The 11,795-nt window shown below is 61.8% G+C and carries 12 protein-coding genes; 8 read left to right on the top strand and 4 right to left on the bottom strand.

From position 1 onward, the window contains the following. From IVB22_RS18405 to IVB22_RS18390, 4 genes are all read left to right on the top strand, one after another. Positions 1–737 (top strand): tyrosine-type recombinase/integrase (locus IVB22_RS18405; protein ID WP_247518719.1); only part of this gene is annotated, 737 nt, incomplete at its 5' end. 142 nt (positions 738–879) lie between these two features. Next, positions 880–1,467 carry a hypothetical protein gene (locus IVB22_RS18400; RefSeq protein WP_247299914.1) on the top strand — a complete coding sequence of 196 codons (588 nt, stop codon included), beginning with the start codon at positions 880–882 and terminating at the stop codon, positions 1,465–1,467. Beyond that, complete coding sequence (locus IVB22_RS18395; protein ID WP_247299911.1) at positions 1,468–2,529, top strand: XRE family transcriptional regulator; 1,062 nt, start codon at positions 1,468–1,470, stop codon at positions 2,527–2,529. A gap of 175 nt (positions 2,530–2,704) precedes the next feature. Beyond that, positions 2,705–5,110: a hypothetical protein gene (locus tag IVB22_RS18390; protein ID WP_247299909.1), complete on the top strand. Its 2,406-nt coding sequence runs from the start codon at positions 2,705–2,707 to the stop codon at positions 5,108–5,110. Positions 5,111–5,610: 500 nt separating this feature from the next. On the opposite strand, the gene IVB22_RS18385 is transcribed toward IVB22_RS18390, so the two are convergent. The 3 genes from IVB22_RS18385 to IVB22_RS18375 form a co-directional block, all read right to left on the bottom strand. Then, on the bottom strand, positions 5,611–6,219 hold the full coding sequence (locus IVB22_RS18385) for a hypothetical protein (RefSeq protein WP_247299906.1): 609 nt from the start codon (positions 6,217–6,219) through the stop codon (positions 5,611–5,613). Positions 6,220–7,462: 1,243 nt separating this feature from the next. Then, positions 7,463–8,110: a hypothetical protein gene (locus IVB22_RS18380; protein WP_247299902.1), complete on the bottom strand. Its 648-nt coding sequence runs from the start codon at positions 8,108–8,110 to the stop codon at positions 7,463–7,465. Between the two features lie 13 nt (positions 8,111–8,123). Continuing rightward, a complete protein-coding gene (locus IVB22_RS18375; protein WP_247299899.1) occupies positions 8,124–8,438 on the bottom strand; it encodes a hypothetical protein in 315 nt (104 codons plus the stop codon). Between the two features lie 241 nt (positions 8,439–8,679). On the opposite strand from IVB22_RS18375, the gene mobQ reads away from it, so the two are divergent. Then, on the top strand, positions 8,680–9,870 hold the full coding sequence (gene mobQ, locus IVB22_RS18370) for a MobQ family relaxase (protein ID WP_247299895.1): 1,191 nt from the start codon (positions 8,680–8,682) through the stop codon (positions 9,868–9,870). A 24-nt stretch (positions 9,871–9,894) separates the two neighbouring features. On the opposite strand, the gene IVB22_RS18365 is transcribed toward mobQ, so the two are convergent. Then, on the bottom strand, positions 9,895–10,482 hold the full coding sequence (locus IVB22_RS18365) for a hypothetical protein (protein WP_247299893.1): 588 nt from the start codon (positions 10,480–10,482) through the stop codon (positions 9,895–9,897). 400 nt (positions 10,483–10,882) lie between these two features. Between IVB22_RS18365 and IVB22_RS18360 the strand changes: the two genes are divergently transcribed. The 3 genes from IVB22_RS18360 to IVB22_RS18350 form a co-directional block, all read left to right on the top strand. Beyond that, on the top strand, positions 10,883–11,200 hold the full coding sequence (locus tag IVB22_RS18360; protein WP_247299892.1) for a hypothetical protein: 318 nt from the start codon (positions 10,883–10,885) through the stop codon (positions 11,198–11,200). After that, the gene (locus tag IVB22_RS18355) at positions 11,197–11,457 is read left to right on the top strand and encodes a hypothetical protein (protein WP_247299890.1); all 261 of its coding nucleotides are present in this window, start codon (positions 11,197–11,199) and stop codon (positions 11,455–11,457) included. Before IVB22_RS18360 ends, IVB22_RS18355 begins: the two co-directional genes overlap by 4 nt. Next, positions 11,454–11,795, top strand: a 342-nt coding sequence (locus IVB22_RS18350) for a site-specific integrase (RefSeq protein ID WP_247518718.1), incomplete at its 3' end; no start/stop codon positions are given. The genes IVB22_RS18355 and IVB22_RS18350, both read left to right, overlap by 4 nt.

Genomic DNA, 11,795 nt, shown 5'->3' with positions numbered 1-11,795 from the left:
TGGGAGCACGTCGGCCACGGCCGGGTGGCGCACGTCGAGGCCGAGCCCGGCACCGCCGGGCCGGGCTCGGCCTCGACGTGCGCCACCCGGCCGTGGCCGACGTGCTGGCGGGCCTCCGGCGCGAGCGCGGCTCCGCCCAGCGCCGCGCCGAGGCCCTGACCGTGCCGCGCCTGAAGCAGGTGCTCGCCGGGCTCGGCGACGGCCACGCCGACCGGCGCGACCGCGCCCTGCTCCTGGTCGGCACCGCCGCCGCGTTGCGGCGCTCCGAGCTGGCCGCCCTCGACGTGGCCGACATCGCCGTCCTGCCCGAGGGCCTGCGGGTCACGATCCGGCGCAGCAAGACCGACGCCGAGGGTCGCGGCGCGGTGCTCGCGGTCGGGCGCACGGGACAGGCGACGTGTCCGGCCGCCGCCTACACGGCGTGGCTTGCCGCGACCGGGATCGCCGAGGGGGCGGCGTTCCGCGCCGTCGACCGTCACGGCCGCCTCGGCGGGCGGCTGTCCGGCAACGCCGTCGCGCTGATCGTCCAGCGCCGCGCTGGCGCCGCCGGGCTCGACGCGGCGGCCTATGCGGGCCACTCCATGCGGGCGGGGTTCGCGACCTCGGCCGCCCATGCCGGGGTTGGCGAGATCCGGATCGCTCACCAGACCCGTCACGCCTCGCTCAGCACCCTGCGCCGGTACGTCCGTGAGGGGGCCCTGTTCGCCGACAATCTCGCTGTCGAGATCGGATTGTAGCGCTTCCAGGGCTCTCGTCTGGGACGCCCAGGAGTCCAAAGCGTAAGGCCCGACAAGGAGTTGCGGCTCGGTTATTGAAACGGTTATATTTTCCGCCATATCCTTCCAAGGGCGCGACGTGCTGCCGGATGGAGAGGGCCTTATGGACGTGGAAGAAGACCAGTCGCGCCAGATGGCGATCATCGAGCCCCTGCTGCTCGGCATCCACGACGCCTTGTACGAGGCGGTCGCCACCTACAACGGTGACGGGTACTCGGATGCGGTTCGTGCGCAGCACAGTGATCGCGCTGCCGCGTGCTGCATCTACGACCACGCCGAACGAGCGCTGATGGACCGCTTCGACGGCACGCCTGGGGTGAACTTCCTGGATCGCCGGGGGCTTCACCTGCTCAACTACCGGGATCAGGCGCTGATCCGGGTCAAGAAGGTGAACGGGTTAGGCCAACACGCTAACTACCAGACCCTGCAACAGCAGGATTATGACGACGAGATGCCCCTCCTCGATCTGCCCGAGGCGGCCGTGCGTCTGTATGCGGGCTACCAAATGGATGCCGCCGGGGCCGCGATCGAGCGGGTGATGATTGTCAGGCAGATCGGCAAGGACGTGATCTGGACGGCGCAGGTCACCGCTACGGAAGCCCAGGCTGCGTGGGTGGACATCACGCCGGAGCGGATCCCTGACACTGGTCGGACCGACTTTGAGGCGGCGCGTGCGAGACGAGGACGCTAAGTGACCGACGCGGTCTTCAACGCTGACATGCTGAGACTCGCGCGTGAGGCGCGCGAGATGACCCAGGCTGATCTGGCGAGAGAGGCGTCTGTCACGCAGGCGCTCATCTCGAAGCTCGAACACGGCCTGATCGGCCAACCCTCCGACGAGGTGCTGGGCAACCTCGCGAAGGCACTCCGCTTCCCTACAGCCTTCTTCCATCAGCGCGAGCGCGCGATCGGGTTCCCCGCCTTTCACTACCGCAAGCGCACGAAGCTCGGCGCGAAGCCACTCGCGCGGATCGGTGCGGTCATCAACATCCGGCGTCAGCACGTGGCGAGGCTCTTGCGCTCCTACGACCTGGAAGTCGCCAAGCCGATCCCTCAGATCGACCTGGACGAGAGCGGCCTCACGCCAGAGAAGGTCGCCGAGCGGCTGCGCGCGTACTGGATGCTGCCGCGTGGGCCGGTCGCCTGCGTGGTTGATACGATTGAGCAGGCGGGCGGCATCGTCATCATGACGAGCTTCCACACCAAGCTTCTGGACGGCATCAGCTTCCGTTCGGAGGGCATGCCACCGCTCTTCTTCATGAACAAGGATGTTGCCGGGGACCGCTTCCGTTTCTCGCTCGCGCACGAGCTTGGACACATCGTTATGCACACCGTGCCTGACGACGATCAGAAGATGGAAGAGGAGGCGCACCGCTTCGCTGCGGCTTTCCTCATGCCTGCCTCGGATATCAAATCATATTTGATATCTCCTAAGATTACTGCTCTCGGTAGAGTGAAAGCGTACTGGAAGGTCTCTATAAAAAGCTTGATTAAAAGAACTTACGACCTAAAATTAATTACTGATTCTCAGTACAAAAACATGAATGTTCAGTATAATAAATCTTTCAACGAGGGTGAGCCATACGAAATACAGGTAGAAGAACCTTGGCGCCTTAGAGATATCATCAAGTATCACTGCAACGAGCTTGGATACAGCTTGTCTGACTTGGCGCGCCTTCTGGCTGCGAACGAAGCCGACGTTGAGCGCGCGTATCTCCCGCGCCAGGGCCTACGCCTCGTGGTTTCGAACTGAGTTTTGGGTCCCCTTCTACGTGACGAGGACGCGTGTCCAGTAGGCGTTGTCTCCGCCGCCCTCGACTACGAGAACCCCATGGGTGAGGATATTCACGACGCTGCCACAGCGCTTGCCACGGCATATGCGAACGGCGATGTCTACCGTGCATCGGGCATGGTCCAGCGGGAACATAATGTCTCTGTACAAAAAACTACAAGATGTCCGCAGCGAGGAAGACGTCAAAGATGTTTACATTCAGGCGTTAGGCTTGAAGAAATATACCAAAGGGCTAATTGATATTCGTACGAAGGAAATGTGGTTCGAGGCTAAACATCACGGCAAGGACTCAAGTTATAAGATGTTCACCCAGCTTCTGCATTATGTGCAGGATGGGTTGAATAAAGGGGACGAGTTACCACCGTTCCTGGCAGTAATGGATACTGAGAAGGCGGCTCTGATGAAGACCGCTGATGTTATTCCATTTTTGAAAAAGAAGACGATAAAATGGGGCAAGTCGGCTACTAAATTCCCGAAGGAGGCGCTCGACCAAGTATCCGCGTTCATTGGAACAAGGATGGTCTCGTTCAGGATAGCGACGCACGAAGATGAATTCATCAGTACTGTAAAAGCCGCTCTGACAAAGGGCGATATTATCCGCATTTCGATCACGCCAGATAATTTGAAGCAAGTTTTCGATAAATGGGTCGAGATGATCGGTCGGGAAATCGGCGGTGCTCCGGTAGATAAATATGCCCTTCTCTTTTTCGCCGACATCATGCATGACGGAACCAAGGCGACTCATGAAAACTTGCCGGCCGAACTTCTCCATCAAGGAGAAGCGCCCGTATTTTCCCTCGACGGTAAACTTTATAAACTAGGTAATCGTGAGGGTTACCGTCAGTTCTGGTCAATTTATCACCGCCCACCAGATGAGGAGTATCGCAATTACTTATTAGAGCGTCGCGACTCCCTAATCCCGCTAGACGAGCGTAGCTTCAAGGGCGCTTTCTATACTCCACTCCACGTGGTTGATAAAGCCTACGATAAGTTAGCCGACGTTCTTGGGAAGAACTGGCAGAAGAACTACATAGTTTGGGACATGTGCTGCGGCGTTGGGAACTTGGAAACCAAGCATTCCAACCCGCGAAACGTTTTTATGAGTACATTAGATCAAGCTGACGTCGATGTTATGAAAGCTACTAGAACCTGCGTTTCCGCCACTCGGTTTCAATATGATTATCTCAATGATGACATTACGGCTGATGGCAGAATTGACTATAGCCTCACCAACAAAGTGCCGCCCGCTCTGCGGCAGGCAATCGCCGAAGGTCGAAAGATCCTGATACTTATCAATCCGCCATATGCAGAAGCTGCAAACATAGATAACATCACAAGTTCTCGTGGGAAAAATTCAGAGAGCAAAAAAAGCGTTTCAAAGACGCAGATTGCTAAAACGATCAGTGATTTTGGATACGCTTCGCGCGAACTATTCGTGCAATTTCTAGTGCGGATCGCCAAAGAGATACCAAACGCTACCTTGGCTATGTTCAGTACCTTGAAATATGTAAATGCTCCAAATTTTGAGCCATTCAGGTCGTTTTGGAATGCATCTTATCTCGGCGGTTTCTTGGTGCCTAGCAAAGCATTCGATGGTCTAAATGGGAATTTCCCTATTGGCTTCCTTATTTGGGAAACCGATAATTCCGCAAAAAAGAAGACACCAATTACAAACATAGTTGCGGAGGTTCTTAATAAAAAAGGCGAAGCAATTGGCGAAAAGCAATTCTATAATCTACCAAGTGAGCGATTTCTGAGCAATTGGATTAAGCGGGCAAGGTCTAATAAGGATGACGCCCTGCCCTTGAAAGGCGCGCTCGTGCCAACGACTAGTATTAAAGATGTGCGTGGCACTAAATGGGCAGACGGAGCGATCGGCGGAATGATTGCGCCCGGTGGTGATGTTCAACACGCAAATCTTACCGCCTTGCTATCATCAGGGTACTGTAGCGCAGGCGGTTTTTTCGTCACCAAGGAAAATCTCTGGAAATCGGCAGTTGTGTTTGCGGTACGGCGTCTAGTTAAGCCGTCGTGGCTCAATGATCGGGATCAGTTCTTACAGCCTGATGAGCCTCTTACTGAAGAATTTAAGATGGACTGCTTAGTCTGGATGTTGTTCAGCACACAAAATCTGACGGCTGGCGCGAACGGATTGGAGTGGAATGGTCGCCAATGGAGTCTGGTCAATCACTTTATTCCGTTCACCGAGGCTGAAGTTAATGCACCTGACCGATTTGAATCAGATTTTATGGTTCAATACCTACATAAAAAGAAGTTTTCGGTTGAGGCTTCCGCAGTCTTACGAGCAGGTAAAATCCTTTGGCAAACGTATTTCTCCATCACCGATGTATATAGCGTTCGTCAAAGCCTCAAACTCAATCGCCCCGATGTTGGATGGTATCAGATCCGATCCGCTCTTGGTCGACGCGAGGAACAGAAAGACAAAATCGAAACCGAATTTGCTGTCTTTGACTCAACCTACGAGACGCTGACATCGAAGCTAGCACCGATGATTTATGATCTTGGCTTCCTAAAAACTTAGCGTGCAGCAGCGGCTCATGCTGGTAAGCAAGCAGGCGAGATCTCGGGACACGAGGCGGAGAGAGAACGTTCGTCTCCGCGCTGTCAATCTGCATAGGTATGGGCGCTTAGCGTACGTTTTCGAACATCCTCTGCGATGACCCCGAGTTGGCGTAGACGAAATACCAAAGGTCCAAACCGGGTGAACGACGACGCCTTCACAGATGAGCTGAGATCGGCCCTGGAGGCCCTGATCTCGGAAGCCCGTGCAGCAGGCCCAGGGCGGGTTGTGACCGCGGCCGAGCGCGCTGCGATAATCTGGGTCACGGACCGCCAGGAAGCCCCCGAGGCCGCCCGCCGCGATCTGCCGGTACCAGAGACCGCACGCCGCTTGCAGTAGGATCCCGGCCGCCCTGGCTCCTGTGGTGGGCGACGCGATCTCTCGTTCATGACGGACACCCGTACCCACGACGATCTACGAACTTACAGCCTCCCAGATCCGGACTGGTGCACAACTGCGGTTCAGCCGGCGAGCCGACGCCACCATGGGCGTGCTTTCCAGGCTTCCAGCTCGGCGCGGGCCTGGGCGGTCTCCGCTTCGGCTCTCTTCTCCAAAGCACTCAACTCTACCCGTGATTGAGCCGCTGCGGCATCGGCCAATGCTAATCGCGCTTGCAGCTCGCGCTCGCGACCCCCGGCCTCCTCAACGACCTGGGCGAGTTGCCGAGCGAGAGCGGCGACCTCCCCGACTAAGTGATCGGATTTCTCAGTCTCGGCGCTCCTGTCAGCTACCGCCTGCGACAGAGCTTGCTGCGCCTCTGTGAGAGCCCGCTCGAGCCGTTCGATATGGGCGGTTAGGAAGGCAACGAAGGTCCTTTCGAGAGGGCCTTCGACAGGAGGCTCAGCATCGATTTCGCTTTCATCGAGAGGGGTTTCGACACCTCTCTTGAGAGCCCGCTCAAACTCTTCGATAGGGATCTCTATCCGGGTCCTACCGTCGTTACCGGGGAGCCTACGCCAGCCCTGTCGGCGCACGAGCTGCCGAGCTGAAGCCGGTTTCAGAGAGAATGCTTCCTCGATCTCCGCATACGTCATGATGCGGGACGAAACCCCCTTCGACACCTCGCTCATGACAGCCCCTCGGTCACTCGGAATGAGACGGACGAGAGGGTGTGTCCATAACTCTTTCGAAAGGGTATCTGACCGCCCTTTCGAGACCCCCGTCGAGGGAGGGCTTACCGTAGCCGTGTTGACTGCCTGTGTCGGTACGGGGATGGTGGGCGAATGCCGGACTCGTGCCGGTTCGAGGAGATAACCGCCACGACGGCAACGTAGAAAAAGCAACGGCCCCTCAGGCGCCAACCTGAGAGGCCGTGGACCGATCTCATAGAGACCGGCGGGGGATCAAACACCTCCCGACAGTCTCACGAGCACCCTTAGGGGTCAAGACGGGACGCCAATCCCGTCAACGGTCTTGCTCGTTCTGTGGAAGGGTGTCGCCCGCTAAGGCGATGCTCGCTGCTGTGCCGTGGCCCGCAAGGGCTGGGACATGTTCGCTGAAGAACTTAGGCGCGCCGTCGAGGTTGCGCCCCGGGGCGCGCTGCCCGAGGTGGCGGCGCTGCTGTGGCGCGCCTTCGGGGCGGGCCAGGTGAGTGAGGCCGAGGCCGAGGCGCTGTCGGCGCTGATCGAGGGGCGGACGGTCATCCCGGCCGCGCCCGTGCCGCCGCGAAGGCCTGCTAGCTCCCGGCCGCGGAGCGACGCCCCGCCGGGCCGACCGTCCATCTTCCCCCCGAAACGCCATCAGCGCTCGCCGGATCGCGCTCGGTCACTAGAGCGACGGCGGACCTTGGCTGCCTCTGGTCCAATGCCCCCGGCGCTCGCGGCCCGGCACACGACTGGCGAACTCGCCGCGTTACGGATCATCGCCGACGAGGTGCGGGCGCGCGGCGCATGTGAACTGTGCGTGTCGGCCATCGCGGCGCGAGCCGGGGTGTCGGCCTCGACGGCACGCAACGCGATCCGGACGGCTGCCCGTTCCGGGCTTCTCCACGTCGAGGAGCGCCGCCTTCTCGGCCGGCGCAATGATCCCAACCGCATCACCATCGTGGATGCCGCTTGGCGGGCTTGGATCGCGAAGGGCGGCCGAACCGGGGGGGGTGCCTTCAAAAAACTCGAGCCCACGGACAGAGGATCTCAGAAAGCGCAATCTTGGAGCGGTCAGCGGCCAGCGGAAACGTCGCAAAGAGCTGCCGGGAGGCAGGGTCGGGCGAGGGCAAGGCCACCTTCCGATTCCGGACCGGGTCCGTCACGGCGAGTGCCATCCATGCGGTAGGCTCATGCACCCGATCGTCATTCCGAACGGCCCGCTGCGCACTCAGTAGCCGTCGAGCACGGCGTACTCGCCACGCGGGCCGAACCGCGGCGCGCTCAGGTCGATGCGGACGCACAGGCGCGTGCGCCTGTCATCGGACTGGCAGTTCGTCAGCACCACGCGGCCTGCGCGGCGTTGCCAGTCCTCGGCCCGCGCCTGGAGCGTCGGCAATGCGACGCGCAGGCGCTCGACTTCGGCGGCGAGGCGGGCGCGTTCCGCCTGACCCCAGAAGGTAGACGCGGCGACGCCGGCAAACTGTGCGCCGGTGGCGCCCAGCACGACGAGGCTCAGAACTGCGGTGAGGCGAAGTGTCAGCCGAGCCGTTGCCTGTCGAACCCCGTGCGTCGCTGCGTCGATCTCACCGCGCGCGTCGTGCAGCGCGGCCACGACCTCGCTGCGCAGTCGGTCGGCCCCGAGCGCGGAGACCGTCGTGTCCAACGACGCGACGCGGTCGGACAGCGTTCCGAAGGCCGGCCCGAGGGCCGACACGTCGAGGGTGAGGGTACGAGGTTTTGCAGCCGCCATCTCGGCCGCCTGTGCGGCCTTGAGCGTCCCCTGCATGTCCTGCCCGAGTCGGTCCACGTCGCGGCGGACTGCCTTGAGCGTGTCGAGCAACTCAATGACGGGGTCGGTTGAGTTCGCGCCGTCCATTGTCGGCAGGGTCCTACGAGTGCTCCGTCTCGGTGGGCGGAACAGGATCCTGTCTCATGGAGAAGATGTGCAGGCGGCCGAGAAGGTCGGTGACCCTTCGGAGGTCCACATCCGGAAGACCGTCGTTGTCGATGATCGAGACCAGCTGCTTGGCATTGGCAGGGCTGTCGTAGGCCCATCGGATCACAACAGCGCCGACGACCTTCGCCTCCCGTTCATCCCTGGCTTGGATTTCTGCCTCCACACGTGCGGTCTCAGCGGCAAGCGCCGTCAGCCTCTGTTCCGGGGTGCGCTTGATGCGCTTCGGCTTGGTCTCGGTCGTGTCCATGTTCGAAGCTCGCTTTTTGAGAGTTGCATTCGAGGGGCGGGCAAAGCTAGGGTTGAGTCCCGAAGGGCGCGGTTACGTCTCGGACTGCGTCCGACACCCGCGGTCCTCAGGGGCTGCGCCCCGCCGGACGGCTTCCCCCCAGTCCGGCGCTTAGGCGCCGGACGTCAGGGTTCCTCACCCTGAAACCGAGCCAGCGTCGGGCCGCTGGACCACGTATGTGCGCACAGGGCGCGGTGACGGGATGGCGCTGTACCGCTTCGAGCTGAAGGTGATCGGCCGCTCCGGCGGGCGTTCGGCCGTCGCCGCAGCCGCCTATCGCTCCGGCACCCGGATGGTCTGCGCCCGCCGCGGCCAAGTCTTCGACTACAGGCGGCGCAAGGGCGTCTCGTCGCGCGAACTCCTCGCTCCCCCAAGCGCACCGGCATGGGCTCGCACGGATCGCCAGAAGCTCTGGCAGATGGTGGAGGCGAGCGAACGCCGGGTCGACAGTAGGCTCGCGAAAGAGGCCGTACTCTCGTTGCCGCGCGAGCTGAGCGTCGAGGATCGCGTCCGGCTGGTCCGCGCGTTCGTCGAGCGGGAGATTGTCGCGCTCGGTCTTGTCGCGGACATCGCGCACCACGACGGACGGACGGGAAAAGACGATCCGGACGGCGGCAATCCGCACGCTCACGTGCTGATCTCGACTCGTCGCGTCGGTCCCGATGGGTTCGAAGGCAAGGAAAAAGCTCTCGACGCTCGAGACACCCTGTTGCATCTCCGTGAAGCGTGGGCTTCGCATCTGAACGAAGCGCTCGAGCGTGCCGGAGCGCCGACGCGGGTCAGCCACCTCTCGCTCGCGGCACAATGCGAGGACGCCAAGGCTGAGGCTGCCGATGCGCGCGCCAGCGGTGACACGGAGAAGGCGGACGAAGCCGACGCAGCGGTTTTCGTGCTTGATCGGAAGCCGGAGCCGAAGCTCGGGCGGGGACACCACCTCCGAACCCGCGCTGGCATTCAGACCGACCAAGGCGAGGCCGTAGACGCGCTCCGGATTGAGCGTGCCCGCCGACAAACGCTGACCGCGACCCTGCGCACGCTGCTCCGAAAGGCCGCGCAGTTTCGGTTGCAACTCGGCGACCGCCTGCGTCAAAGCTTGAGCGAAGGTGCCATGGCCTCGCTGCGGGATACCAACCTCGCGGTGTCGGTGGGTCGCTTGGCACGCGGCGAAGGGGAGCGCCTGACTCCCGATGAGCGCATCAAGGCACAGGAACGACAGCGCGCGTTGAGGCACGAACAAGCTGAGCGGCGCTTGGCTTTGGGAGATGGTGAGCAGGCCTCGGCACGTGAGCGCGACCTGCGTCGAGAGGAGATTGAGCGCCATCGTATCGAACAGGAGTTACTGAGGGTCCGCGCCGTGATGCGGCGAGATCGTGGACGTGGGATCGGCCGCTGAGCGGCCGATCCACGGGCCGGCGCGCTAGTCCCTGCCCCACCCATCGTTCCGAACCGGCTTGCGGGACTTGGGCTTGCGCTTCTGTTCGGCCTTCGGGGTGAGGTTCGGCGGCACCGGAGCCGGAGCCGGCTGAGGAACGACGGGAGCGGGCTTGGCCTCCGCGTCTTTCTTGGCGCGCGCGTCGATGATGAGATCGCCGATGGTACGGTCGAAATTCGGCCCGTCATCGACGTTCGGTGGGACCTTGCACCGACAGGTCAGACACCGGTCAACGCGCACCCGGATCCGCTCAAACGCGCGTTCGTCCTCGGGCGTGATTTCCTTGTTGTCACGCTTGAGGAGCCGCACGCGGTCCCAGGTATCGATCTCGAAATCCTCGATCTCGCATTCCCAGAGTTCGATCCGCACGTCTTCCGGAACGGGGACGCCCGCAACGTACGTCGCGGTACTCAGAAGAAGGGCATTCTCCTTGCGGCACTCCCATGAAAGGTGACCGGCTCTCCTGACCTGTACGAGATATCGACAATCATGAGGGCGCAGCGGGTTTGAAGCTTCCGGCGCAGCGGAGGCATTCTGATCTTTGCGGTCTTCGTTCTGATTGGAGTTGGACATGTGAGGCCCCGGCATTTCCAGTTGCGAGGCCGTCTATGAATATCGCTCTTTGCCGAAAGTACAGAGCGGAGACCATTGGATAAGTGGGCCGGACCGGCAGACAGTATCTTGAAAAAGCTGAGAAATACTGCTACAAGGAGCAAGAACGACATCATAAAGACGGGAGAGACCCGTCACATGTGGAGGGGCATTCGCCACCCCAGTGAAGTCGATGGACTTCACTGGCCACATGTGAATACATTCTTAAAAGTAACCTAATGGAATTTGGCGGCTCGCCAAAGCCCGAATTGGCGGCAATTCACAGTTTCGTGAAGGAGCTGCCTAGGGTGTGGGCAGCCGCGGGGTGGCGTCTTCTGGGCTGTGATAATGACGCTTATCGGAGGTCAAGACGGAGTCGGTCATGGTGGCGCTGTTGGAGCAGATGCTCCGGGACGTGCGCCGGGAGATCGCCGCGATCGAGATGCGCTCGGCCGCGCGGACTGCTGGGCTCCTCGCCCTAATCCGGGATGGGGCCGACACCGCCGAGCAGGACCGGCTGATGTCGGAGGACATGCGCACCCTGGACGGCCTGCGTCAGGAACAGCGGGTGCTGAAGGAGGCCCTGGAACGCCCCGACCTCCCGGCGAGCGCCCAGGATCTGCTCGATCTCGCCGACGCGAAACTACGCCTTGTCCTTGAGGCCCGACTCCAGCTCCAGGACCTGAGGGGTCAGGGATGACCGTCGCGCCCGTCCCGGCCTCATCGCTCCTCGATGACGCGCTCGCGGACGCAGATCGGGAGATCGCCGAGACTGAGCGGCGGCGCGAACGGCAAGTTCACCTCCTCCACGGCCTCGACCCCGGCACGAAGGCGCGGACCTGCGCCGAGCGCCTCCTGTGCGAGATCGACTGGACCCTCTCAATCAACCACACGCACCGAACGCTCATCCAGAACCTGCTGGCGACCGAAACCTCCAACGACGTGGGTTCCCCGTGACCACCCTTCCTACCCCTGTCGCAGAGACCGCAATCGGCCCCGCGCTCGACTTGGAAGCGGTCGCCGCCCGCGCCGCCGGACTCGCTCGGCAGGCGCGCGCCGCTAACACGCTCCGCGCCTACGAGGCCGACTGGCGGGAATTCGCGGGGTGGTGCGCCGCCCGCGGCCTCGAACCGCTGCCCGCCGCCCCGGCCGTGGTCGGGCTCTACCTCGCCGACTGCGCCGACCGGCTGTCGCTCGCGACCCTCGCCCGGCGGGTGAGCAGCCTCGCCGCCCGGCCCGGCGGTGCCGGGCTCGGCCTCGACGTGCGCCACCCGGCCGTGGCCGACGTGCTGGCG

Origin of the sequence: Bradyrhizobium sp. 190, from assembly GCF_023073415.1 — a bacterium.
Taxonomy (GTDB): Bacteria; Pseudomonadota; Alphaproteobacteria; order Rhizobiales; family Xanthobacteraceae; genus Bradyrhizobium.
Note: the sequence above shows the minus strand (reverse complement) of the source record. Positions and strands in the feature narration are given on the sequence as shown.

Coding starts and splice junctions, on each gene's coding strand:
- IVB22_RS18400 (WP_247299914.1), top strand. CDS start 880: ATGGACGTGGAAGAAGACCAGTCGCGCCAGATGGCGATCATCGAGCCC.
- IVB22_RS18390 (WP_247299909.1), top strand. CDS start 2,705: ATGTCTCTGTACAAAAAACTACAAGATGTCCGCAGCGAGGAAGACGTC.
- IVB22_RS18385 (WP_247299906.1), bottom strand. CDS start 6,219: ATGAGCGAGGTGTCGAAGGGGGTTTCGTCCCGCATCATGACGTATGCG.
- IVB22_RS18380 (WP_247299902.1), bottom strand. CDS start 8,110: ATGGACGGCGCGAACTCAACCGACCCCGTCATTGAGTTGCTCGACACG.
- IVB22_RS18375 (WP_247299899.1), bottom strand. CDS start 8,438: ATGGACACGACCGAGACCAAGCCGAAGCGCATCAAGCGCACCCCGGAA.
- mobQ (WP_247299895.1), top strand. CDS start 8,680: ATGGCGCTGTACCGCTTCGAGCTGAAGGTGATCGGCCGCTCCGGCGGG.
- IVB22_RS18365 (WP_247299893.1), bottom strand. CDS start 10,482: ATGTCCAACTCCAATCAGAACGAAGACCGCAAAGATCAGAATGCCTCC.
- IVB22_RS18360 (WP_247299892.1), top strand. CDS start 10,883: ATGGTGGCGCTGTTGGAGCAGATGCTCCGGGACGTGCGCCGGGAGATC.
- IVB22_RS18355 (WP_247299890.1), top strand. CDS start 11,197: ATGACCGTCGCGCCCGTCCCGGCCTCATCGCTCCTCGATGACGCGCTC.